Here is a 26231-nt window from a genome sequence, read left to right as displayed (position 1 = left end):
TAATATCTCATAATACAAAGGCAAGATTTCAGATTAATAGAAGGTGCAATGCAAATAGATTTGTATTTGGCACAGTCCATATAAACCCATATTTATAATATTATTCGCTGAAGAAATTGGATAATGAGCAATCAGTTGCAAATTATTGACCTGGTAATAATACTATGTTACCTTGCGGCCATGCTACTGGCGGGCTTTTATTTTTCCCGTAAAAATAAGAGTGCCGACCGGTTTACACGTGCTTCAGGGAGGATTCCGGGTTGGGCGGTGGGTATGTCAATTTATGCCACTTTTCTAAGCAGTAATACTTTTCTCGGGGTACCGGGGAAAACATTTGGGTCAAACTGGAATGTATTTGTTTTTAGTTTGTCGATGCCTTTGGCGGCTTGGGTAGCGGTTAAGTATTTTATACCATTTTATCGCAATAGCGGTGAAATTTCGGCTTACACACATTTCGAAAATCGTTTTGGGCCGTGGGCACGAACTTATGCAGTGATTTGCTTTTTGCTGACGCAGCTTGCCCGCATGGGATCCATTTTTTTTGGTATCGCGCTCACCCTGCAGGCGCTCACCGGTTTTGATATGAAAACCATTATGATGGTTACCGGCGCCTGCATCATTGTCTATACCGTATTGGGTGGTATCGAAGCCGTTATCTGGACCGAAGTTGCTCAGGCAGTCATAAAAACATTTGGCGCTTTACTGATTCTGTACCTGGTGGTAGTAAATATGCCCGGCGGTGTAAAACAAATCATGCAGATCGGCACCGATCATCAAAAATTCAGCCTCGGAAGCTTCCATCCTGATTTCACGCAACCAACGTTTTGGGTGATACTATTATATGGCTTCTTTATCAATCTAAACAATTTTGGTGTCGATCAGAATTATGTGCAGCGTTATCATACTGCGGCTTCACCTGCACAAGCAAAAAGGTCTGTCTGGATATGCGTGGCTATGTATTTACCGGCGTCATTAATATTTTGCATTATAGGATCTTCGCTGTTTGCCTATTACCAGGCCCATCCTGGACTGATAGACGCTATTAAGCACCAGGTAGCAGTCGAAAGGGCAGGGGCAGGCGCTTCATCAGCTACCGTAGCGCAAATTGCAGGTGCATTAAAACCCGGCGACTATGGCGATAAAATAATGCCTTACTTCATGGTTACTAAAATTCCGGTTGGATTGATCGGACTAATAGTCTCAGCAGTATTGTCAGCGGCTATGAGTACCATTAGCTCCGGGATGAACGCCTCGGCTACCGTGTTCTCGCTGGACATTTATAAAAGATATTTCAAGCCATCGATAAATGAAACGCAAAAGCTCAGGATACTTCACCTGGCGACAGTAGTTTTTGGCCTGGGCGGGATGTTAGCCGGGGTAGCCATGATTGGTATCAAAAGTGTGCTGGATATATGGTGGATGCTGTCGGGCATATTTGCTTCGGGAATGCTCGGGTTGTTTTTGCTGGGAATTATAAGCAAGCAAACAGGCAACGCAGCAGCTATGGCAGCTACTTTTATTGGTGTTGCTGTGGTTTTGTGGATGACGCTGCCATCTCTTATACCAGATCAATACCAGTATTTGCGAAATGGGTTAGATGTAAACATGACTATTGTTGTGGGTACATTATCTATTTTTTTAACCGGCATACTACTTACCCGGTTCAAAGCAACGCGGGGCTATAAAAAGGACTTACTAACTGAAAAATCTTAATTACTTATAAATACAATGATAACATCTCAGAAAGGCTTTATCCCGGTAATGCTGACACCGTTTAAGAACAATGGAGCGATTGATTATGACGCATTAACCAAGCTAACGGAATTCTATTTGGAAGCTGGTGCAGCGGGATTGTTTGCTAATTGCCTTTCGAGCGAGATGTATGAACTGGAGCCTGATGAAAGATTAAAAAGTATAAAACATGTGATTGATGTAGCCGAAGGTGTAGTGCCGGTTGTTGCAACTGGCACCTTTGGCGGTCCGCTTAGCAAACAGGCTGAATTTATAAAACAGGTGCATGATACAGGAGCCAATGCTGTGATTGTGATAACCGGTTTGCTTGCTGAAAAAGAGGAACAGGATGAGGTTTTTAATCAGCGTGTTTATGAGCTGTTAAGTCTTACAGACGATATTCCTCTCGGTTTCTATGAATGCCCTGAGCCCTACAAACGATTATTAACACCCCCTCAGCTTTCAGACTTCGTAGCCACGGGACGAATTGTTTACCAGAAAGATACTTGCCTGGATATCGACCAGGTTAAGCAAAAGGTAGCTGCAGGTAAAATCAATCCGCGGTTTGGTTTATACGACGCTTATATGGGGCATGCTGTTGAATCATTGAAAGCCGGAGTTGCCGGTCTTTCTTGTATCCAGGGGAATTTTTTTCCGGAGCTCGTGGTATGGCTTTGCAATAACTTTGCGGATGAAGCGCTTAAATCAGAGGTGACTATGGTGCAGCAATTTTTTACTGATCATATGGATGTGATGCATCACGTATATCCAATTATAGCTAAATATATGTTATCTAAACGCGGTATGGACATTTCTATTTTTACCCGGAGAAATGTGGGTGTGTTTACGCCATCTATTCGCAGGGCTATTGATGATCTGTATAATAATTACAACAGCCTTGCCAACCGGATCGAATTAAAAGTCTGTTAAGCAGAGACTTTGAAGTCCATATTAACTGTTTGCCCTTTCAAGTATCTTCTTTTATATTCAAGCGGCGTCATACCGGTCACCTTTTTGAAATGCCTGTAGAAATTGGAGATATTGTTGAACCCGCATTCAAAACAAATCACTTCGGCAGGTAATTTATCCTCAATTAAAAAGCGGCAGGCATGACTTATCCTGATCTCGGTTAAAAAATCAGAATAGGTTTTTTTTGTCATCAGCTTAAAATACCTGCAGAAAGAAGTAACGCTTAAATTGCTGATCGATGCTATTTCTTCCAGGGTGATTGCCTTTTTATAGTTTGCTAGGGTATAGGAGCAAACTTTGTTGAGCCTTACCGTATCAGACTCTGTAGATTGATGGAACTCGTTGTGGGATAAGGTGATAGGTTCATAGTCTTCGTTTTCGGCCAATACTTTTAATATGGAGAGTAAAACGATGATCCTGTCCAGGTTATTGGCATGAACCGCACGGTACATCAGCTGCTTTAATTCTTCTTTGGCTTTGCCTTGAACAATAATGCCATTTTTAGCCGTTTCAAAAAGCTTTGTGAGCATGTAAGCCTCCGGCAGGCTCAGCAGGTATTTCCCAAGGCAGTCGGGTAAAAAATGGATGACGATTACTTCAACGTTTAAACCCGAATCCGGTTGGAAATATTCCTCTTTACATCGCCAGCAATGCGGCAGCTTCTCGCCCAGCAGTAAAATCTCTCCTGCAGAGAAGTTGCTGATGTTATCCCCGATAAAACGTACGCCCTCGCCCTTTATAACATAGTGCAGCTCCAGTTCGGGATGATAGTGCCAGATACCTCTGAATGTTGGTAAGATATCATGACGAATACTAAACGAAGTTTGCGGTTTTACCGGAACCTTGAGAAAATGCGGCTTCATCTTTTACTAAATCATTTAAAGTTTATCCCTGGTAGTATTATACAATAGCAAATCAATAATTGGTATCTGTAAATCAGTAAGATTTACCTGTTTTTGCTTACAGAATGCAATATAAACAAAATCTTATAATCAATATATAATGTTATGATAAGATCGTACAGTAAGTTGATAAATACGGGTAATAATGCAAGGAACCTATACCTGATATTTGTTTATGCACACTTCACAAAGTGTTGCTGTTATATCTAACAATATAAACCAAACTAATAATTATAAATTTTATTGCAGACGTTGTTAAAGCTCGTCGGCAAAATTTTAAACCGGTGGTTTTTGCCTGATTATTTATCAAAATAATAAGCAAAAATTGCAGGTATTATTTAAAATATTATTATGAAAGTTCTATCTGCAAAAATTATGAAAAGATGTCTTCTGACAAGTGTTGTATTCCTGCTAAGCCTGACACTTGTTAATGCCCAGGATAGTAAAAGCGTCGAAAAATCAGATTACGTGCAGGTAATTACCAAACGGTCCGAGAAAATAGTGGACGTGCTTGGAATTACCGACTCGGCCAAATATAAACGTGTATGTAATATTATAATTGATCAATATCGTAATCTTAGTAATATTCATGACACGCATGATGCAAAGGTCAAGGAAGTGAAAGGAAACACTGCAGCGGATAAAGCAATAGTTAAAAGCGATGTAGCCAAACTTGATAGCAGCACGGATAAAGAGTTGAACCAATTACACTTAGTGTATTTGAGCAAGCTGTCAAAGGAACTTACCCCGGCACAGGTTGTCGAGGTTAAAGATGCCATGACTTATAAAATATTACCCTTAACTTATGCTGCTTACCTTGATGAACTACCAGCTTTAACCGATGTACAAAAGCAGAAAATAATGGATCTGCTTACCGAAGCCCGCGAACATGCGATCGATGCCGGATCGGCTGGAAAGAAGCATGAATGGTTTGGTAAATACAAGGGTAAAATAAACAACTATTTATCTGCACAGGGATATGATATGAAGAAAGCCGGTGAGGAATGGCAAAAGCGCATAAAGGAAAACAAACAACAGAAGGGATAAACCGGATCTCTCAAAATAAACATGCCAATTTACAACCTATATTAATATTAATTACATGAGAAAAATTTGCCTCTTATTTTCAATGTTACTGCTACTCAGCAGTATAGTTCATGCTCAAAACAGGACGATAAGCGGAACGGTCACCGACGACAAGAATCAAACGATTCCGGGGGCAACTGTCCAGGTGAAGGGGAGCACGAACGGCACTATGACCGACTCACTTGGCAGGTATTCCATTAAGGTAACCAATCTGCAAAATGTGGTAGTGGGTGTAAAATTTCTTGGTTATGTATACCAGGAAAAAACGCTAAGGGTGGGAGAAAAGAATGCAGACTTTCACCTGATACCTACAGCAAATAGTCTTAGTGAAGTGATCGTTGTAGGTTACGGTACGCAGAAAAAAGCGCATTTGACGGGCGCCGTTGCAACGGTAGACCTAAAAGAGATACAGGATATACCAACTACTAACCTTGCGGCTGCATTGAAAGGCACAAACGCTGCAGTATCAGTAGCCGGCGGAACAGCCAGACCAGGTCAAAATGCAGCCATCACCATTCGAAACCCTATTTACTTGGCAAAAAATGGTGCCAGTACAGATCCATTGTATATTATTGACGGAGTAAAAAGAACGCTTTCAGATTTCAACCTGCTTGATCAAAGCGAAATTGCAAGCATTTCAATACTGAAAGATGCGGAGGCTGCCATTTATGGTATCGAAGGCGCTAATGGCGTTATCATCGTTACCACAAAAAGAGGTAAAAATGGCGCGCCTAAAGTGAGTTTTAGCAGTTCTTTAGGTCTTGCCGATGCGGTTAAATTGCCTACAATGATGTCTGGTGTGCAATTAGCTACCTGGTTAAATGATTATGAACAGGGGGCCAATAATTTCAGCATAACTCCTGATGGATATATAGGCGGCGATCTTACCAAAAAGGACTTGAATTACTATACACCAGACGAACTAGCATATTTTAGCACGCACAATAACAATTTCGTTAACCAGGCATTTAAAACAGCCACAATAGAGCGCGAAGCAATAAACGTTAGCGGCGGTACTGAAAAGGTTACCTATTTTGCCGGAGCGACCTATGTAAATCAAAATTCAAACTTTTCAGGTGTTAATACAAATCACCTCGGTTTCAGAGGCAGTATGGATGCTAAAATTGCCAAAGGTTTGAAATTGAGTCTTTCATTAAGCGAAGATGTCTCAAAAAGTAAAAGCTACTGGTATAAATTATCTGGTACAACAGAAAGCCTTGATAACGACTTCTTATCATTAACTCAGGCACCACCCTGGCAGTCGTATTTTGTTGACGGTCACCCTGTATACCTGAGTGCAAAAACAGCTAAAGACAACATCAACTTTTTTGCCGTACAGAATTCAGACAACTATACCAGTTCTAACAACTACATCATGAATGCTACGGCAGCTCTTACCTACCAGATTCCGGGTGTCAGGGGGCTGTCTATAGGATCAACTTATAACAGAAATATCAACAATAGTTTCAATAAACAATATGGTACCAGCTTTATCTACTATCAATATTCAGGTTTAGGAGACAATGATCATATTCCGGGCGGAACCATAGTAGGAACACCTACAATCAAGAACGGCGACCGAGTAAGGTTGACTCCGGGCTATGCCGACAACTATCAGTGGGATGTTACCTTAAACTACGACCGCACATTCGGCAAGCACGAGATCAATTTTGTGGCGCTGTATGAGCAAATAGAAAATTACAATGAAGGCGTTGCGGCTGAGGCCGATGGTGTAATACTGAATGGTAAAGACAATCAGAACTTTACTACAGGTACGCAATCGTCAAACCAGGCTACAATGATCAGCGAGGGCGGAAAAGAAGCTTATGCTGCCCGCTTAAACTACAGCTATGCAGATAAATACCTGGCCGAAGTTGCTTTCAGGGCTGATGCGAATACTTACTTCCCGCCTAATAATCAGTGGGGATATTTCCCGTCCGCATCTTTGGGCTGGGTTGTTTCGCACGAGAATTTCTTTAAGAACAATATCCATTTTATAGACTTCTTTAAACTACGTGCTTCAATTGGTTCACTGGGAGGCTACAATACACAAGCTTTCCAGTATGCGGCTAACTATAAAATTGGTACAGGTAATAACGGCGGCGCTGTATTTGGCGGCAACAATGCTGACAGAAGCATCGGCCTTTTGCCAAATATCAGTATTCCTAACCCTTATTATACCTGGGATCACGTTACAAAGACTGACTATGGTATCGATATGGAATTCCTGAGAAACCGATTATCGCTTACCGCTGATTATTTCTGGGATCACCATTATGACATGCTGGCCAGTTTGACTTCATCAGTTCCTGTTGTGGTTGGAGCTGCACCATCTACAGAAAATTACGGTATAATCAACACCTTTGGCTATGAAGTTTCCTTATCATGGAAAGACAGAATTGGGAAAGACTTCTCCTATAACATTAGCCCATTCTTTTCATGGAGCGATAATAAATACATCAAATATGATGTAGCATCCGGTCTGGTTGGAACTTTCCAGGACCTGACAGGCAGATCAGGCGATCAGGGTGTGCTTGGCTATAAATCGCAGGGCATTATCAGAACGCAGGCTGATGCGGATGCGATCATTGCAGCAAGGGAAGCTGCAGCAGGCGGACCTAATAATGTCACTATCATGGGTCTTCCGGTTAAGCCTGGTATGATTAATTTCCAGGACGTTAACGGCGATGGCGTAATTGACTCGAAGGACTTACAGTTTTTAGGTCACAAAGCCTCGAATCACTATCAACTTGGATTTAATTTTGGTGGTTCCTATAAATCACTAAGTCTTAATGTTATAACAAGTATGTCGTGGGGAGGCATAGCCAGCCTGGATGGTAATTCAGCAGCCACGGCTACCGAAAACAGGCCTGTTTATTGGGCTGATCACTGGACGCCAACCAATACCGGTGCAGCTTATCCTGCTCCGTATTATACAGCTGATTATCAGGTTACTTCCGATTTTTGGTTTGTAAACTCCTTTCAGTGGAACATTACCAGTGCTAACTTAAGCTATACTCTGCCTGCAAAATATTCGCAAGCATTAGGCATAGCAAGCATTAGGGCATATGTGGTTGGAACTAACTTGCTGACGCTGTTTAATCCATATCCGGATCATTATCGTGATCCATCGTCACCGTACGCCAGCTATCCAAACCTGCGTACCATTTCATTCGGTTTAAACTTTGGCTTCTAAATCTCAAAATGATGAAAAAAATATTTAATCTGTCATTAATGGTTGTAGCAATAGGAGTTATTGCTACAAGCTGTAAGAAGGTCCTTTTAAAAGAAGACCTTCAATATACAACTCCATCCGAGGTGTTTAACGATTCGACCCTCGCAATAAGAAATATAAATTATTTGTACACAGCCAATCAGCCATCATGGTTTGGCAGCACAGCCGGAGCTATAGGCAGTGGCGGAGGCATGTGCGATGAGTTTTATTCGGACAATGCTTTTGTGAAGGGAAATGTAACGATAGAAACTGTCGGCGATATCGGTACTTCGGTAAGTACCAGCAATAACTACGGAAAAATAAGAACGATCAACCAAACTATAGCAGGCTTGACTGCCAGCACCTTGCCGCAGTCAACAAAAAACAGGTATATCGCCCAGGCTTTATTCTGGCGGGCATTCCGTTATTTTGATCTTGTGCGTTTGTATGGAGGTGTACCTATGGTAACTACACCGCTGCCCGCAATAGGCGCTGCAGCAAAAACAGGAGACTTGTTACCAAGAAATACTACCACCGAATGCTTTAAACAAATAGAAAGCGACCTGGATTCATGCATAAAATTCTTACCATCTACCTGGACTGGCTCTGATTACGGACGCATTACATCCGGAGCTGCTGCTGCATTCCTGGGAAGGGTTTTGTTAACTTATGCAAGCCCGCAATTTAACCCGACTAATGATCAGACACGCTGGCAGGCGGCTTATGCAGCAAACACCAAAGCTGTTCAGATACTTAGCGGAGCAGGTTATGGGCTTTATCCTTCATATGATGGCTTATGGTTTGTAAAAGGCATAGCCAATACGGAAGCAGTAATGGTAACGGAATACAATAACCAAACTGACGACCAGGGTTCGGACCCCAATACTTACGATAATGCAACACGGCCTGCCTATTTGGGAACAAAAGGTGGCTCGAATCAGCCAACATGGGATATTGTGAAATCTTATCCTATGCTTGATGGTCTCGCTCCGGGCACTTCGACCAAGTACACGTACTCAGATCAGTTCTTTTTCGATAACCGCGATCCTCGTTTTAATAAGACTATTGCTTATAATGGTTGTAACTGGCCGCTGCTGGGTAATACCAGCTATCGTTTGTGGACCTATTTTTATAGCACAAACGCTGGAGGCACAAAAAATAAATCTACCGAGCCGTCATCACCAACCGGAACAGGTTTTTATCTGCGCAAGGCCATCGATCCGAACGTCTCTTTGGATAACACACCTTACATTTCAACTGACTGGATAGAAATACGTTATGCTGAAGTCCTCCTCAATCAGGCCGAATGCGCCGCTGAGATCGGAAATCTCGGAACTGCCCAGGAAGCTTATACTAACCTCATAGCTATCAGAAAGAGGGCAGGTATTGAAGCCGGTTCAGATGGATTATATGGTTTACAGGCTGGAATGAACCACGACCAAATGATCACAGCAATCATGAATGAGAGAAAGATAGAACTGGCTTTTGAAGGCAAGCGCTATTGGGACCTAAGAAGAAGGAAGCTTCTTGAAAGCACGCTAAACGGAATAAAACGTACAGGCGTTACCATTGCTCTGAATAATACAGGAACCAGTTCAGATTACCTTATAGCAACACGGGATGCTGACGCGGTCACTTCATTAGATAGCGTGTATAGCAAGAATTTCACTGTAAATGTTAAAACGATGGATTCTTATAACCTGGCTATACAGTCCGGAGACTATTTCTTTGGTATACCGACGGCTGCCTTACAGAATAATTCAAACCTTCAACAGAATAATACCTGGGGTGGTCCTTTCGACCCTTTAAAATAATATCTGATAATTTAACTCGTAAAAGGGAAGCTTCGGTTTCCCTTTTTTGTTACCAGGATTTTTATTGGGCATTAACATCTCAATCGGGTATTGTAAATTTTGTATGATATTAACCCGAAAAGGTTGATTAAAATTGAGAATTATTCACTAGTAACGTAACGTTTAGGCCTCGATTAAAGGCTATTTTGAGCTTTTTTGTAATATAGCTGTGACATTTCCTCCTGCAAAGCCTCTTGAATAGAGCTAAGATAAAATCCTATAAAAACATGCGAACATATTATATGAAACATGATCGTTTGCCGCGCATATTTGATTTTATAATTGCACAACCAAATATTTATAACCTAAAGTTCTGAAACGTTGTAATAGACGCGCTAAGTGTATAAAAACAGTTTTTACACAATGAAAATGGTCTCCGACAGGCGGTTTATTACGAATGAAAAATGAAGCAAAATGAAAAAGACAATCTATCTTCTGATGTTATGTATTTCTGTTTTCTCTGTAAAGCAGGCTTTTGCACAATATCCACATGTTCCCGAAAAAGTTAAAGCCGAATCCGATTCTATAATGAAGGCAGCTTATAGCCATTCTGATTCTGCATGGCAGGTGGCCTGGCCGATTGTTCAGGCCGATATGCGCAAAGGAAAAGTATATGTGCCATGGGCATCGCGCCCGACAGATTTGCCGCAGGCAAAAATACCGGCGTTCCCTGGTGCTGAGGGCGGCGGTAAATATACTTTTGGCGGCCGTGGCGGAAAGGTTTATGTTGTAACCAGTTTAGCCGATAGCGGTCCCGGAACTTTACGCGATGCATGCGAAAAAGGCGGAGCCCGCATTATCGTGTTCAACGTGGCAGGTATTATACATTTGAAAACACCTATCATCGTACGTGCACCTTACATAACTATTGAAGGTCAGACCGCTCCCGGTGATGGAATTTGCGTTGCAGGTGAATCATTTTGGGTTAATACGCACGATGTGATCATCCGCTATATGCGGTTCAGAAGAGGAGAGACCAACGTAGGCCGTCGCGACGATGCATTGGGTGGCAACCCTGTTGGTAACATCATAGTAGACCACACTTCAACCAGCTGGGGATTGGACGAAAACTTCTCGATGTATCGCCACATGTTTGATCCGGGAGACGGTTCAAAAGAAGAAAAACTGGGAACAGTTAATATCACCATTCAAAACTGTATGTATGCCGAGTCATTAGACTACTGGAACCATGCTTTCGGAAGTACAACCGGTGGCGAGAACAGCACACTTATACGCAACCTCTGGGCAGATAATACCGGGCGTAACCCTTCAGTGGGATGGAACGGGGTTTACAATTTTGTCAATAACATAGTATTCAATTGGCATCACCGCTCAATGGATGGAGGAGATTATACCACTAACTATAACATCATCAACAACTATTTCAAACCAGGACCGGTAACGCCAAAAGACGAGCCTGTTGGGCACCGTATCGTAAAACCTGAATCGGGCCGCAGCAAGCTCAAAGAAAAAGTATTCGGTCGCGTATATGCAGTTGGTAACATTATGGAAGGTTATCCAAAAATTACAGCTGATAATTGGGCTGGTGGTATACAGGTTGAAGAGTTGCCTGATGCCGGTCAATACAAACCTTACATGTATTCTGCTACGCCATTCCCGATGGCTCCTGTCACCATCATGACAGCACAACAAGCCTTTAATTTTGTAACGGCCAACGTGGGTGCCACCTTACCGGTTCGCGACGCAGTTGATAAACGCATTGTGGAACAGGTACGTACCGGTAAAATTGCCTATAAAGAAGTAAAAACCGACACCGATTTTCAGTTCAAAGTGCGTAAATTACCTAAAGACTCCTACAAGTTAGGTATCATTACAGCGCCATGGCAGGTAGGCGGATATCCTGAATATAAAGGGACGCCATATAAAGACAGTGATAACGATGGTATGCCGGATTCATGGGAAGTTGCTCACGGTTTAAATCCCCATAATGCTGACGATGCAAGCAAGCTTGCTAAAGATGGCAAAGGATATACCAACATTGAAGTATACCTGAATACGGTTGCTTTAAAAGGCGAGCACCGCATGACAAATGGCGAGTTGAATTAATCAGAGTCGAACTGTGATCAGATTTAATAATATTAAAAGAGTTGGTTTAATTGTCGCGTTAATTGTTGGGGGTATGCTTGTTCATACTCCCGCAATTTGCCAAAAAACCAAAAAGAAGTCAGAACCTCCGGCTCCTGTTGCTGCTGAGAAAGACGGCAAATTGGTTTACCATGCCGAAAACAATGGCGACCGGGTACCTGATTTTTCTTATTGCGGCTACATGGCATCGGAAAAAACCATTCCTGATGCACCTGTGCGGGTTATTGTTCCTCTGAAAGCTGGCGATGCCACCTTACGCATTCAGTCTGCATTGGATTACGTGGCATCTCTTCCTGCTGATAAAGACGGTATTCGTGGCGCAGTATTATTGAATAAAGGCACTTATGTTGTCAGGGGCAGTCTTCATATTAATGCTTCAGGCGTTATATTACGCGGCAGTGGTATGGGAGCCAACGGTACCATATTGGTGGCAGCGGGGCAGGATAGAAGTACATTTATAGACGTAGCCGGAAAAAACGACCGGAAAGAATCAAAAGAAATTAAGATAACCGACGCCTATGTGCCGGTTAATGCATTTACCTTTCATGTTGCTTCGGCAGAGAATTTAAAGGCCGGTGATAAGATCATCATTCAAAGGCCAAGCACCGAGCAGTGGATCAACCTATTAGGCACCAAAACATTTGGCGGTGGTTTGAGCGCATTAGGCTGGAAACCCGGTGAACGTGACATTTTTTGGGATAGAACCATAAAGTCAGTAAATGGCAACGAAGTAACCATAGATGCCCCGCTTACTACAGCACTTGACAGTGCATATGGAGGCGGCAAAATAGCCAAATATGAATGGCCGGGCCGCATAGAACAAACGGGAGTTGAAAACCTCAGGCTGCATTCGGCTTATGATGTGAAAAATCCGAAAGATGAAGCACATCGGTGGATGGCCATCACGATGGCGAATGTATCAGACTCCTGGGTTCGCCAGGTAGTATTTGAGCATTTTGCGGGCTCAGCAGTATTTGTGCTGGCAACAGGTAACCGTATTACAGTTGAAGATTGTAAGTCGCTGGCGCCAATTTCGGAAATAGGCGGTCAGCGTCGTTATACGTTTTGGACTATGGGCGGCCAAACGCTTTTCCAGCGCCTGTATTCTGAAGAAGGTTTTCATGATTTTTCTACCGGATTTTGTGCACCGGGTCCTAATGCATTTGTACAATGTATGTCGATAGGTTCACACAACTCTAGTGGAGCAATGGACAGCTGGGCTTCAGGTGTATTGTTTGATGTAGTGAGAATTGACGGACAACCGTTAAGCCTGAAAAACCGCGAGCAGGACGGACAGGGTGCAGGATGGGGCGCAGCAAATAGTTTATTATGGAACTGTACTGCGGCCCATATCGATTGCTATAAACCGCCGATGGCCGAAAACTGGTCGTTTGGGTCTTGGGCTCAATTTGGCGGCGATGGTTATTGGGCAGAATCAAATGAAAACATTAGTCCCCGAAGTTTTTATTACACCCAATTAACTGATCGCTTAAATAAAAATGTTGACAAACAAGCAGCGATATTAAAAATTGAGACAGAGCCGTCAAGCAGTCCAACAGTTGCAGAGGCAGCGGCATTGATGGCCGCAGCAAAGAGACCCGCCACGACGATAGGTGATTGGATAGATCAGGCGCCAAAAAGAAACCCGATCAGCACCGGTGCACCTAACGCAAAAACGATTGATCAGATTGGCTATAAACAACCGGCGCAGCCAGAGAAAGCCCCGGCAATGAAAGTGCTGAACGGTGTTTTGGTGCGTGGAAGTACTTTGCTTGAGGGCCGTCATTTTGAGGCTCCGTGGTGGAACGGTACCGTGAAACCGGAGTACCTGGAAAAAACCGCGAAACCAGACATTACCCGTTGGGTACCGGGACGTACCGGAACAGGTTTAACAGACGACCTGAACGAGGTGGCCGACTGGATGAAGAAGGACAACATTATTGCATTGGAGCATAACTACGGATTATGGTATGACCGCAGGCGTGATGACCACGAACGTATACGCCGAATGGATGGTGACGTTTGGCCACCGTTTTATGAATTGCCTTTTGCGCGCAGCGGACAAGGTTTAGCTTATGATGGCTTAAGCAAATATGATCTGACTAAGTACAATCCGTGGTATTGGAGCCGCTTAAAACAATTTGCCGATCTGGCAGATGAAAAAGGGCTTGTATTAGTACATCAAAATTATTTTCAGCATAACATTATTGAAGCAGGTGCACATTACGTAGATTTTCCATGGCGTACTGCCAATAACATCAACGGCACAGGTTTCCCTGAGCCGGTGAACTATGCCGGAGATAAACGCCAGTTTATGGCTGAACAATTCTATGACGTGACCAATCCGCAAAGGCGTAAGCTTCATATAGCATATATCAATAAATGTCTCGACAATTTCGCCAATAACACTGGCGTAATACAACTAACAAGCGCCGAGTTTACAGGTCCGCTGCATTTCATGCAGTTTTGGGTTGAGACCGTTAAACAATGGGAGGCAACACATAAAAAGAAAGAGATAATCGGACTGAGTGCAACCAAAGATGTACAGGATGCTATTCTTGCCGATCCTTCCAAAGCCTCGGTTATCAATGTGATCGATATCAGGTACTGGTACTACCAGGCAAATGGAAAAGTCTACGCGCCGCTTGGCGGCCAAAGCCTTGCCCCACGCCAGGAAGAGCGCATTTTTAAACCCAAAGCTTCATCATTTGAGCAGGTTTATCGCGCGGTGCATGAGTATCGCCAGAAATACCCCGACAAAGGAGTGCTTTACTCAGCAGATGGCTCCGAGCATTTTGGATGGGCAGTATTTATTGCCGGAGGTTCATTACCTGTACTGCCTGCGACAACCGACAAAGCGTTTCTTACATCGGCTGCAACTATGCATCCTGTTGAATTACCTGGCACACCGGAAGGTCAGTGGGCATTAGGCAATGACACGAAAGGTTTTGTTGTTTATAACAATTCAAGCAATGCAATCCACCTTAATTTGGCCGCTAACGCAAATTATAAAGTACAGTGGATCGACCCGCAGAATGGTAAGGTTTTACCTGATGAGGGTACGATAAAAGGTGGAAATAATATCGAAATCAAAAGCCCGCAGAGCGGAACATCTATTCTGTGGTTAACCCGGATATAATTATGCTTAAATGGTTAATACCTGTATGTATAGTTACCTGCTTGCTTTTCTCAAATTATAAAAGCGATGAGGCTAAGGCTTTGCCTGTTTTGCAGATATCAGCAAATAACAGGTATTTCACGGCCGACGGAAAACCTTTCTTCTGGTTAGGCGATACGGGCTGGCTGCTTTTTACCAAAATGAAAAGAGACCAGGTCCAAAAATACCTTAATATACGCAGTGAGCAGGGTTTTAACGTTATACAAGTAATGGTGCTGCATGGGACCGGGGATGTAAATGCTTATGGGGATTCAGCTTTAACAAATAGAAATATCACCATACCCAAAGTTACTGCAGGCAGTGATTTTGACAAAAATGGCGAATATGACTACTGGGATAATATTGATTGGGTAATCGATAAAGCTGCTGAAAAAGGAATCTATGTCGCCCTTGTTCCTGTATGGGGTTCTGTTGTAAAAGGATCTCATATCAGTGCAGAAAATGCGAAAATCTATGCCGAATTCTTGGCAAAACGGTATAGGAATAAATCGAACATCATATGGATGAATGGCGGTGATATTGCCGGTTCTGATTCTACAAGGGTATGGAACACCATAGGTAATACCTTACATACACTCGATCCGGAGCACTTGATTACGTATCACCCGCGCGGTCGCACCCAATCATCAAAATGGTTTCATGATCAATCGTGGCTGAGCTTTAATTGTTTCCAGTCGGGACACCGCACTTATAGCCAGGATACTTCAAAAAACGATTTGCATTATGGCGAAGATAACTGGCGCTATGTACAGGCTGATTATGCTAAAACTCCTATAAAACCTACGCTCGATGCCGAGCCGTCCTACGAAAAAATACCGCATGGATTACATGATACCACACTGCCAAGGTGGACAGATGCCGATGTACGTCGGTATGGTTACTGGTCGGTATTTGCAGGCGCTTGTGGCTATACTTATGGGAACAACGATGTAATGCAAATGCATCAATCAGATGATAAGCATGGGGCTTATGGCTCAAATGGTTATTGGTTTCAATCGATCAATGATCCGGGCGCCCGGCAAATGCAATATTTGAAAAAGCTGATGTTATCAAGGCCCTATTTTGACCGCGTGCCCGATCAATCGCTTATTGCTGCCGGTCAAGGTGAAAAATATGACAGGCTGATCGCTACAAGGGGTAAGAACTATGCATTTATCTATACCTACAATGGCAGGACAATACAGATTGATCCCGGGAAGCTTGAAGGAAATCAAATAAAAGCCTCTTGGTTTAATCCGCGTAATGGACGGGTAACAGCCATCGGGACATTTAAGAAATCAAAACTGATGAAGTTCGATCCACCCGGTCAAAAGAAGAATGGCAATGACTGGGTGCTGGTACTCGATGCGATATAAAACAGACTATTGGTAAAAATGAGAAGATATTTTAAATACGTGTTTTTAGGTTTTGCGGGCCTGCTTTTGTTCGCCTGCAATGCCCGGAAAAGCGTATATTTGTTTACTTCTTTTCATGAGCCGGCAGACGGTGGATTGCGCTTGCTATACAGCTATGACGCCTATCACTGGACTGATCTGAACCACATTTTTTTGAAGCCTGAAGTTGGTGACGCAAAGATTATGCGCGACCCATCGATAGCGCAAGGCCCGGATGGCATTTATCATTTAGTATGGACAACAGGCTGGAAAAATGATAAAGGGATAGGTTATGCCAGTTCATCGGACTTGATCCATTGGTCGCCGGAGAAGCATATCGATGTAATGGGATCTGAACCGACAGCCATTAATGCCTGGGCACCTGAATTGTTTTATGATGATGAAGCCGATAGGTTTATAATTGTTTTCGCATCAACTGTGCCGCACCGTTTTGCCAAAGGTGAGGAAGATGAGAATAACAACCATCGCCTATATTACACCACTACAAAGGATTTCAAGAGTTTTGCACCGACGAAGTTGTTTCTTGATCCTGGTTTCAGCGTGATCGATGCCGAAATTGTAAAGCGGGCCAAAAATGATTATGTGCTGGTGATGAAAGACAATACCAGGCCTAATCGCAATATATTGGTTGCTTTCAGTAATAATCCGTTGGGGCCTTATACCAATTTCTCAAAACGGTTTACAGAAATGTACAGCGAAGGACCTACGATGACCAAAACAGGCAAAGATTGGCTGATCTACTACGATTCCTATCGTTTGAAAAGATATGGCGCTATGCGCACCACTGATTTTAAGACCTTTACAGATATATCCGACAGTATCAGCGTGCCGAAAGGCCACAAACATGGTACTATTTTTAAAGTAACCAGGAAGCAATTGAACCTGCTTTTGAAGGACAATGGATCTAAAAAAGATATGGAATAACATGAAGAAGTTGGTTTATATACTGCTTTTTACATTATCAGCTTACGTGGTGCAGGCGCAGGATACTGTGCATTATACGGGTAAGACACTGGCTAATGTAGATTACCATGATGGTGAGCTAACCCCGGCCGTAGGTGTACATAGTATGCAGATATTCAGGGCAAACCGCCAGCATCCTGAACTGGCTGATGGCTTTGGCTTTACCTATAACCACCAGCCTATGCTGTGTTATTGGAACAATACTTTTTATGTAGAATACCTGAGTGATAAAGTAGGAGAGAGCGTGCCACCGGGACAGACATTGCTGATCACCTCAAAAGATGGCCAGGTATGGTCAAAACCAGCAGTTGTTTTTCCGCAGTATAAAATTCCGGACGGCACGACCAAAGAAGGGCACCCCGGCGTAGCTAAGAACCTGTATTCGGTAATGCACCAGCGCATGGGTTTCTATGTAACCAAATCTAAACGACTGCTTGTACTTGGTTTTTATGGTATTTGCCTGGATGGCCATGATGATCCGAATGATGGTAAGGGCATAGGACGTGTAGTGCGCGAAGTATACCCTGATGGCAAATATGGCCCGATATATTTTATCCATTACAACCCAAAATGGAATGAACAGAACACCTCATATCCTTTTTATAAAACCAGTAAGGATAAGGGATTTGTAGAAGCCTGTGACGAATTGATGGCTAACCCATTGATGATGATGCAATGGGTGGAAGAAACAGATCGCAAAGATCCGCTGATACCATTGCACAAGGATTATAAGGCTTTCAATTTTTATCATTTGCCGGATGGACGCGTAGTCGGATTATGGAAATATGCATTAACAGCTATTAGTAATGACAATGGTAAAACCTGGCCCGCAAACGCCACACGCGCGCCACATTTTGTAACCAGCAATGCTAAGATTTGGGGGCAACGCACATCCGATGGGAAGTATGCAACAGTTTATAACCCGTCTGAATTCCGCTGGCCGCTGGCTGTTTCTGTTAGCCAGGATGGATTAGATTATACCAACTTGTTATTGGTGAATGGCCAGATATCAACCATGCGGTATGGTGGAGCTTATAAATCATATGGTCCGCAATATACACGCGGGATCATTGAAGGTAACGGAACACCACCCGATGGCAAGCTATGGGTTACCTATAGCATGAACAAAGAAGATATTTGGGCGACATCGATCCCTGTACCTGTCACCAATCATGTTTCGGAACAGGCAGATGAAGTTTTTAACGATATGCCTAAGGGTAAAGAGCTGGACAAGTGGAATATATATAGTCCGGAATGGGCAAAGGTAGGCATTGAAAAAATGCCAGACGGCACTAAGGCACTTGCACTGAATGACCGTGACAGGTTTGATTATGCCTATGCCGAACGGGTAGTCCCTGAATCAAAAAAGCTGGTAGCAGATTTTACAATAGTGCCCGGTCAAAATAACACCGGCATGCTTGACATAGAATTCCAGGACGCAAAAGGCCACGCAGCGATCAGGCTAACACTTGATTCAACGGGCACTTTCTTTGCCAAAGCTGGCTATCGTAATAAAGATCTGTTAAAGCATTATGATGCTAACGCACCTTATCATATCATACTCAAACTGAATACCGATACCCGTTTCTATACTGTCAATGTAAATGGGAAAGATTTATCGCCCAATTTGTTTTTTGCGCCGGTATCGAGTGTAAGGCGGATAGTCTTTCGCACAGGTGGTGTCAGGCGGTTCCCCAATGCGGATACACCAACCGATCAGAGTTATGATGTAGATCATACGGGTAATCCAGCAAAGCCGGCCGTATTCTTTATTAAGTCATTCAAAACAAGCAATTACTAACCAATGAACGCAAGCGGTATATTCTATTTGTTGGTTATGTTATTGCTTTATAGTTTAAATAGTAAAGCAGAAGTTATTTTACCCAAAATATTAGGCAATAATATGGTATTGCAACGCGATGTACCTGTACCTGTTTGGGGAACCGCGGCGATCGGGGAGAAGGTTGTTGTCACCTTTGCGAATCAAACTAAAACTGTGCTGACTGACCAGTCAGGGCAATGGAAAATAGTGCTGGACCCTATGCCGGCTTCTGCTCATCCACAGACATTAACCATATCAGGAACCAATACGATTAAGCTGGATAATATATTGGTAGGTGAGGTGTGGCTTTGTTCCGGGCAATCAAACATGCAGTATGAGATGCGCAAGAACAGCAAGGTGGCTAAACCGGATACAAGCACAGTTAATTCGCCTGTTGATGAACTGGGAAGGGCACATAACCCTGAAATAAGGATATTCCTGGCCACGCAAAAGAATTTAGGGAAACCCGATTCCACCCATTCAGGATGGAATATAGCTGAAGGTACTGCACTTCGTGATTTTTCGGCTGCCGGGTACTTTTTCGGCAAAAACCTGAGCCATGATTTAAAGGTACCGGTCGGCATTATTTCATCCGCAGTAAGCGGTAGCCGTATAGAACCCTGGGCGTCTTTGGAAGCCTTTAATTCGATAAACTATTTCAAAGCCAATAATATAAAAATTGATGGTGACCCGGGCAAGTTCTATCATAAAATGATCGAGCCGCTGGCGCCTTTTGCCATTCGTGGTTTCCTATGGTACCAGGGCGAATCGAACTGCTTCCTGGGAGAATCAATCTCCTATACCTATAAAATGGAGGCGCTTATAAATTGCTGGCGTCAACTATGGCGTAATGATAAAATGCCTTTTTACTATGTTCAGATAGCGCCGTACTATTATTCAAAAGCCAAAGGCATTATGCCTTATACCGAAGAGCGGGAACCGGAATTCAGGGAGGCACAAACCATCGCCCTTAAAATACCGCATACCGGTATGATCGTCACAACTGATCTGAATGATGATCTCAACAATATTCATCCTCCTTTTAAATGGGTAGTGGGCCAACGGCTTGAATTATTGGCTCTTGCTAAAACTTATGGCGAACATAATATCGTTTTTTCGGGTCCTGAATATAAGGCAATGAAGATAAAACGCAATAAGATCATTTTATCCTTCGATTCTGCGGACGGCGGGCTGGTAAGTCATGATGGCAAATCGCTAAACAATTTCACTATTGCAGGATCTGACGGTAAATTTTACAATGCTGATGCTGTTATCAAAGGTGACAAGGTTATCGTTTCTTCACCTGAAGTGGCATCGCCAACTACAGTTCGCTTTGCATGGAATGAAGCGGCGCAACCCAATTTTTATAATAAAGGCGGCTTACCTGCTGTGCCTTTCCGCACTGACAATCCTTTGAAATTTTCCTATACAAATACTGATCTGAAATGAAAAATACCCGGCTTAAAATCTGGTTAAGTGCTTTGCTATTGATTCCTGCCATAACTGTATGCGCCCAGCAAACACAGATACAATACCTTTCCGGTACGGGCAGCGATCATACTGTCAATTGGCAATTTTTTTGCACAGCAGGTCAGAACTCGGGTAAATGGACCACCATACCGGTGCCATCGAACTGGGAATTACAGGGCTTTGGAAAATACAACTATGGCCTGGACAAGGATAGCTTAAAAGGCCGTGAACAGGGGCTTTACAAATACCAGTTCAGCATACCCGCATCGTGGAAGGGAAAAGATATCAATATCGTCTTTGATGGCTCCATGACGGACACCAAAGTAATGATCAATGGCACACAGACGGGGCCAATTCACCAGGGATCATTCTATCGATTCAAATACGATATAACCAGGTTATTGAACTTTGACAAGCCCAACCTGCTTGAAGTAACCGTATCGAAATACTCAGCAAATTCAACTGTCAACGATGCTGAGCGCAAAGGCGATTTCTGGGTATTCGGCGGAATTTTCAGACCAGTTTTTTTGGAAGCATTTCCCCAAAGCCATATCAATCATATCGCAGTCGATGCGAAGGCGGATGGCAGCTTCAAGGCGAAGCTAAACCTGTCCCGAATAAAAAATACAGCTGCAATAAAAGGACAATTTTATAGCATCGACGGTAAAAAAGTCGGTGAACCGTTCACAGCCCAAGTTAGACCCGGCGACTCGTCTGTATTGATCAAAACACGTTTTAATGGTCCAAAACTATGGTCGCCGGAGTTTCCGAACCTTTATAATGTTGTATTTACATTGAGTGTTGGCGGAAAAACCGTGCATACTGTGAAGCAACGCTTTGGTTTCCGCACTATTGAGCTGCGGGAGCACGACGGCATCTACGTAAATAATGTAAAGATCAAATTCAGGGGAGTAAATCATCATTCATTCTGGCCGACAACAGGCAGGGCGCTCAATAAAAATCTAAGTACTGCGGATGCGAAAATGATCAAGGATATGAACATGAATGCAGTACGAATGTCGCATTATCCGCCTGATGATCATTTCCTGGATGCCTGCGACTCACTGGGCTTATTTGTGCTGGATGAATTGACCGGCTGGCACCACATTTACGACACACAAGTAGGTTCCAAACTGGTTAAAGAAATGATTGCGAAGGACGTCAATCATCCTTCGATAGTCATATGGGATAATGGAAACGAAGGCGGATTTAATTTCGACCTCGACCATTGGTTTGATGAACTGGATATTCAAAAACGACCACTTATCCATCCCTGGGCCATTTTCCGCGGTACCAATACCCAGCATTATATCAATTACGATTACGGAACCAATACGGATATACATGGCCACGATGTAGCATTTCCGACTGAGTTTTTGCATGGGCTGTATGATGGTGGCGCCGGTGCCGGACTGGATGATTTTTGGGAACAAATGTGGCATACACCAATATCGGCAGGCGGTTTTATCTGGGTTTTTGCCGATGAAGCGGTAGTGCGCACAGACAAAAATGGTTTGCTTGATTCGGACGGCGACCATGGCCCTGACGGTATCGTTGGCCCTTATCACGAGAAGGAGGGTAGTTATTATACCATTAAGGAAATCTGGTGCCCTGTTCACCTGGAACCAAAGGAAATAACACAGGCATTTAACGGAAAATTACGCCTCGAAAACCGTTTTGCTTTTACCAACCTGAAGCAATGTACTTTCAGTTATCGTCTTGCAAAGCTGAATAACCCTTATCAAAAGTCATCATCAACATCAGTTACAGGCACAATTGCTTCACCGGATGTGCAACCTGGTCAATATGGTTACCTGCAATTAAACTTACCCGCTAGCTGGAAAACCTACGATGTGCTGTATGTTACTGCATTTGATCCGCATAAACATGAACTATATACCTGGAGTTGGCCGATAAGCAGCCACGAGGCGATAACCAAACGCATTGTTGCGCTTGATGGTGACAGTAAACCGGCTATTAAAGAAACGGATTCGCTTTACAAAGTGACAGTAAAGGATATTGAATTGGAGTTTAACCGTAACTCAGGTATCCTGCAAAAGGTAAAGAATGCCAAAGGTACTATTCCGCTTAGCAATGGACCAGTACTGGCTGAGGGGCAGAATCAGTCAGGCTTTCAAAAGCTGACCAATCATTATGAAGGCGAGAAATTAGTCGTAGCGGCTGAGTTTGGCAAGAAGACCACCGAGCAGGAATTAAAATGGACGATTTACCCTTCCGGATGGGTGCAACTGGAGGTTAGATACTGGCCGGTAGGCGAGGAGGCCGATCTGCTGGGTGTTAGTTTTTCTTATCCCGAAAAAGAAGTTAAAGGAGTAACTTATATGGGCGACGGTCCTTATCGTGTTTGGAAAAACCGCTTAAAAGGCGTGACATTAAATGTTTGGGACAAAGCCTACAACAATACCATCACAGGCGAAGACAGCACTAAGTTGAACTATCCCGAGTTTAAAGGCTTTTACTCCAATTTGTATTGGATGAAACTGCAAACCAAAGAACAACCCATCACAATCGTTTGCAACAGCCAGGATGTGTTTATGCGCTTGTTTACGCCAACATATCCTAAGAAAACTTACAACGTTGCACCAACCTTTCCTACAGGCGATATATCATTTATGCACGGTATAGCACCAATTGGTACCAAATCGCAAAAGCCTGAGAAATTGGGGGCAAGCGGTGCAAAGAACCAGTATTTCAACTATGATAAGAACATACAAGACGCACTGGCGCTCAACTTGTATTTCGACTTTTCGGGCAAATAATTGATGAAAAAGTGTGCATTCCATATCGCCGCGATTTTAGCATGCATTCTTACTTGCGGCTATAGAGGTTTTGCGTCCACCCAAATAGGCCTGCAACATCTGCGTTGCGAAATGCTGGAGAATCCGCAGGGAATAGACGCTTTGCATCCACATTTAAGCTGGCAAATTGTTGGTAGCGGTCGCAACATCGTCCAAACCGCTTACAGGGTAATTGTAGCTTCATCCCCCGAAAAACTCAACAGGGGCGAGGGCGACCTTTGGGATTCTCATAAGATTACTTCGGGCCAGTCGATAATGGTTGCCTATGCTGGTAAACCACTTGTTGGTCGTACTGCCTGTTTCTGGAAGGTTTGTGTTTGGACTAATAAAGGGCAAAGCCAATGGAGCCAGTCTGCATTTTGGAGTGTGGGATTGCTAAACTCTTCAGATTGGAAGGCAAAATGGATCGGCTATGATGGTGGTTTTCCGTGGGACAGTGTTTCCAAATTTTCAAGATTGTCGGCACGGTATTTCCGTAAGGAGTTTAAAAGCGATAAGCCGATAAAAAAAGCTGTCGTCTATGTCGTCGGCCTGGGGCATTATGAACTTTATATTAACGGCAAAGCAATTGGTGATGAAGTGCTTGCTGAAACGCCGACAGACTATACCCAGGCGGTAAAATACAATACTTATGATGTTACCAATAACATCAGTCAGGGAGACAATGTGATAGGCTCCGTATTAGGCAACGGTCGCTTCTTTACAATGCGTCCCAAGTATAAGCCACAGAAAATAAAGGAATTCGGTTTCCCGAAGATGTTGCTGCAACTGGAGATTACCTACAACGACGGGACAAAGAAAGTTATCACGAGCGATGGTAGCTGGAAATTCACAGCCAACGGCCCCATCAGAACCAATAACGAGTACGATGGGGAAGAATATGACGCCACTAAGGAACTTACCGGGTGGAATGCAGTCGGTTATGACGACAGTAAATGGACAAACCCTCAACTGGTAGCTGCACCTGGCGGCAGGCTAGAGGCCAGTATGATGGAGCCGATCAGAATTGTCAAAACCATTAGCCCAATAAGCATCGTTCCGCTTAAGCCAGGCCTTTCGATAATGGATATGGGCCAGAATATGGCCGGCTGGGTTCAGATGCGGGTTAAGGGTAACCGCGGAGATAAGGTCACACTTCGCTATGCCGAAACTTTGCAAAAGAACCAGGAATTGTATGTTGCTAATCTGCGCGATGCAAAGGCCACAGATAGTTACACTTTAAAAGGTGAAGGAGAAGAAGTCTGGCATCCTGTATTTGTATTTCATGGGTTCAGGTATGTAGAAATAACAGGCTATCCGGGTACACCAAACATAAATGATTTTGTTGGCCAGGTGGTATCAGATGATATGGCGACAACCGGGCAATTTGAAACTTCGGACACGCTGATCAATCGGATATATCAAAACGCCTGGTGGGGTATCTTAAGCAATTACAAAGGCATGCCGATTGACTGCCCCCAGCGTAATGAACGTATGCCCTGGCTGGGAGATCGTGCAACTGGCTCGCTGGGAGAGAGCTTCGCTTTTAATAACGAAAACCTGTACGCCAAATGGCTCGATGATATCCAGGAGGCTCAATTGCCTGATGGCTCAATCCCCGATGTAGCGCCTGCATATTGGCATTATTATAGCGATAACATGACCTGGCCGGGTACTTACATCCTGGTAGCCAATATGCTCTATGAACAATTCGGAGATAAAGCGCCTATTGAAAAACACTACGCTTCGATGAAGAAATGGCTGAGCTACATGCGCCAGAAATACCTGAAGAGCGGCTTAATGACCAAAGATAAGTACGGCGACTGGTGCGTACCACCTGAGTCACCGGAATTGATCCATGCTAAAGACCCTTCCCGGATTACCGATGGCACGCTCATCGCGACAGCATATTACTATCGCATGCTGTATTTAATGCAGCGATTTGCAGGAATATTAAATAAGACCGCCGATCAACAGAATTTTTCGGACTTAGCAAAAGCGACAAAATATGCTTTCAACCAAAAGTTTCTGAATAAAATCACCGGCCAATACGATAACAATACAGTCACCGCCAACCTGCTGCCTTTATATTTTAAGATGGTGCCGCCGATGTCTGAGAAGCAGGTGTTCAGCAATATTGTGAACAAAATCCTTGTGGCTGAAAATGGCCATATCAGTACCGGCGTTATCGGAACACAATGGCTGATGCGGGGCTTGACGGACTATGGCCGCCCGGATATTGCTTTTCGCATAGCAGGTAACAGCGATTACCCAAGCTGGGGTTATATGGTAAAACAGGGTGCTACCACGATCTGGGAGCTTTGGAATGGCGATACGGCCAATCCTCAAATGAATTCCCGCAATCACGTGATGCTTTTGGGCGATTTGATCGCATGGTTTTACCAGGACCTTGCCGGAATCAAAGCCGGTGACCCGGGGTTTAAAACTATCATTATGAAACCAGCAATTATAAATGGTTTAGACAGCGTGAAAGCCTCCTATCAAACGTCTTATGGACTAATTAAAAGTAGCTGGAAAAAAGGACAAGGTCAATTTGAGTGGCTGGTGACCGTTCCGCCAAATACAACGGCGACAGTTTATTTGCCGACAAAAACGCTGAAAAATGTCCATGAAGGAGATATGGCACTAGGCACTGAAAAAGGGATCAAATATGCCGGGCTGGATAAAGACAAAACGAAAGTAGTGATCGGCTCAGGTGATTATGATTTCAGGATAAAATATTAA

At 43.6% G+C, this 26231-nt stretch carries 14 protein-coding genes; 13 read left to right on the top strand and 1 reads right to left on the bottom strand.

All coding sequences use genetic code 11. The features are described 5' to 3' along the window. Positions 1-123: 123 nt before the first annotated feature. Together VIM89_RS19345 and VIM89_RS19340 are read left to right on the top strand one after the other, a co-directional pair. Positions 124-1713, top strand: a complete 1590-nt coding sequence (locus VIM89_RS19345; protein ID WP_488157831.1) for a sodium:solute symporter family protein — start codon at positions 124-126, stop codon at positions 1711-1713. A gap of 15 nt (positions 1714-1728) precedes the next feature. Continuing rightward, complete coding sequence (locus VIM89_RS19340; RefSeq protein ID WP_488157830.1) at positions 1729-2661, top strand: dihydrodipicolinate synthase family protein; 933 nt, start codon at positions 1729-1731, stop codon at positions 2659-2661. Here the strand turns inward: VIM89_RS19340 and VIM89_RS19335 are convergent. Then, positions 2658-3563: an AraC family transcriptional regulator gene (locus tag VIM89_RS19335; RefSeq protein ID WP_488157829.1), complete on the bottom strand. Its 906-nt coding sequence runs from the start codon at positions 3561-3563 to the stop codon at positions 2658-2660. The two genes, VIM89_RS19340 and VIM89_RS19335, sit on opposite strands and share 4 nt — an antisense overlap. 414 nt (positions 3564-3977) lie before the next feature. Between VIM89_RS19335 and VIM89_RS19330 the strand changes: the two genes are divergently transcribed. The 11 genes from VIM89_RS19330 to VIM89_RS19280 all read left to right on the top strand — a co-directional run bounded on the left by VIM89_RS19330 (position 3978) and on the right by VIM89_RS19280 (position 26231). Continuing rightward, the gene (locus VIM89_RS19330) at positions 3978-4649 is read left to right on the top strand and encodes a DUF3826 domain-containing protein (protein WP_488157828.1); all 672 of its coding nucleotides are present in this window, start codon (positions 3978-3980) and stop codon (positions 4647-4649) included. Between the two features lie 82 nt (positions 4650-4731). Next, positions 4732-7884: a SusC/RagA family TonB-linked outer membrane protein gene (locus VIM89_RS19325; protein WP_488157827.1), complete on the top strand. Its 3153-nt coding sequence runs from the start codon at positions 4732-4734 to the stop codon at positions 7882-7884. A gap of 8 nt (positions 7885-7892) precedes the next feature. Next, on the top strand, positions 7893-9716 hold the full coding sequence (locus tag VIM89_RS19320; protein ID WP_488157826.1) for a RagB/SusD family nutrient uptake outer membrane protein: 1824 nt from the start codon (positions 7893-7895) through the stop codon (positions 9714-9716). A gap of 453 nt (positions 9717-10169) precedes the next feature. Then, a complete protein-coding gene (locus VIM89_RS19315; protein ID WP_488157825.1) occupies positions 10170-11822 on the top strand; it encodes a polysaccharide lyase in 1653 nt (550 codons plus the stop codon). Between the two features lie 73 nt (positions 11823-11895). Then, positions 11896-15000, top strand: coding sequence for a DUF6298 domain-containing protein (locus VIM89_RS19310; protein ID WP_488157824.1), 3105 nt, complete (start codon positions 11896-11898; stop codon positions 14998-15000). 2 nt (positions 15001-15002) lie between these two features. Next, entirely contained in the window at positions 15003-16394 is a 1392-nt protein-coding gene (locus tag VIM89_RS19305) for a glycoside hydrolase family 140 protein (protein ID WP_488157823.1), read from the top strand. Positions 16395-16412: 18 nt separating this feature from the next. Continuing rightward, positions 16413-17357: a glycoside hydrolase family 43 protein gene (locus VIM89_RS19300; RefSeq protein WP_488157822.1), complete on the top strand. Its 945-nt coding sequence runs from the start codon at positions 16413-16415 to the stop codon at positions 17355-17357. After that, positions 17332-19197, top strand: coding sequence for a sialidase family protein (locus tag VIM89_RS19295; protein WP_488157821.1), 1866 nt, complete (start codon positions 17332-17334; stop codon positions 19195-19197). The genes VIM89_RS19300 and VIM89_RS19295 overlap by 26 nt, the downstream gene beginning before the upstream one ends. A gap of 3 nt (positions 19198-19200) precedes the next feature. Then, positions 19201-20667, top strand: coding sequence for a sialate O-acetylesterase (locus tag VIM89_RS19290; RefSeq protein WP_488157820.1), 1467 nt, complete (start codon positions 19201-19203; stop codon positions 20665-20667). After that, the gene (locus VIM89_RS19285; protein ID WP_488157819.1) at positions 20664-23468 is read left to right on the top strand and encodes a glycoside hydrolase family 2 protein; all 2805 of its coding nucleotides are present in this window, start codon (positions 20664-20666) and stop codon (positions 23466-23468) included. Before VIM89_RS19290 ends, VIM89_RS19285 begins: the two co-directional genes overlap by 4 nt. A gap of 3 nt (positions 23469-23471) precedes the next feature. Further along, positions 23472-26231, top strand: a complete 2760-nt coding sequence (locus tag VIM89_RS19280) for a glycoside hydrolase family 78 protein (protein ID WP_488157818.1) — start codon at positions 23472-23474, stop codon at positions 26229-26231.

This window comes from Mucilaginibacter sp. (assembly GCF_036568825.1).
Lineage (GTDB): Bacteria > Bacteroidota > Bacteroidia > Sphingobacteriales > Sphingobacteriaceae > Mucilaginibacter.
Note: the sequence above shows the minus strand (reverse complement) of the source record. Positions and strands in the feature narration are given on the sequence as shown.

Coding starts and splice junctions, on each gene's coding strand:
- VIM89_RS19345 (WP_488157831.1), top strand. CDS start 124: ATGAGCAATCAGTTGCAAATTATTGACCTGGTAATAATACTATGTTAC.
- VIM89_RS19340 (WP_488157830.1), top strand. CDS start 1,729: ATGATAACATCTCAGAAAGGCTTTATCCCGGTAATGCTGACACCGTTT.
- VIM89_RS19335 (WP_488157829.1), bottom strand. CDS start 3,563: ATGAAGCCGCATTTTCTCAAGGTTCCGGTAAAACCGCAAACTTCGTTT.
- VIM89_RS19330 (WP_488157828.1), top strand. CDS start 3,978: ATGAAAAGATGTCTTCTGACAAGTGTTGTATTCCTGCTAAGCCTGACA.
- VIM89_RS19325 (WP_488157827.1), top strand. CDS start 4,732: ATGTTACTGCTACTCAGCAGTATAGTTCATGCTCAAAACAGGACGATA.
- VIM89_RS19320 (WP_488157826.1), top strand. CDS start 7,893: ATGATGAAAAAAATATTTAATCTGTCATTAATGGTTGTAGCAATAGGA.
- VIM89_RS19315 (WP_488157825.1), top strand. CDS start 10,170: ATGAAAAAGACAATCTATCTTCTGATGTTATGTATTTCTGTTTTCTCT.
- VIM89_RS19310 (WP_488157824.1), top strand. CDS start 11,896: ATGCTTGTTCATACTCCCGCAATTTGCCAAAAAACCAAAAAGAAGTCA.
- VIM89_RS19305 (WP_488157823.1), top strand. CDS start 15,003: ATGCTTAAATGGTTAATACCTGTATGTATAGTTACCTGCTTGCTTTTC.
- VIM89_RS19300 (WP_488157822.1), top strand. CDS start 16,413: ATGAGAAGATATTTTAAATACGTGTTTTTAGGTTTTGCGGGCCTGCTT.
- VIM89_RS19295 (WP_488157821.1), top strand. CDS start 17,332: ATGGATCTAAAAAAGATATGGAATAACATGAAGAAGTTGGTTTATATA.
- VIM89_RS19290 (WP_488157820.1), top strand. CDS start 19,201: ATGAACGCAAGCGGTATATTCTATTTGTTGGTTATGTTATTGCTTTAT.
- VIM89_RS19285 (WP_488157819.1), top strand. CDS start 20,664: ATGAAAAATACCCGGCTTAAAATCTGGTTAAGTGCTTTGCTATTGATT.
- VIM89_RS19280 (WP_488157818.1), top strand. CDS start 23,472: ATGAAAAAGTGTGCATTCCATATCGCCGCGATTTTAGCATGCATTCTT.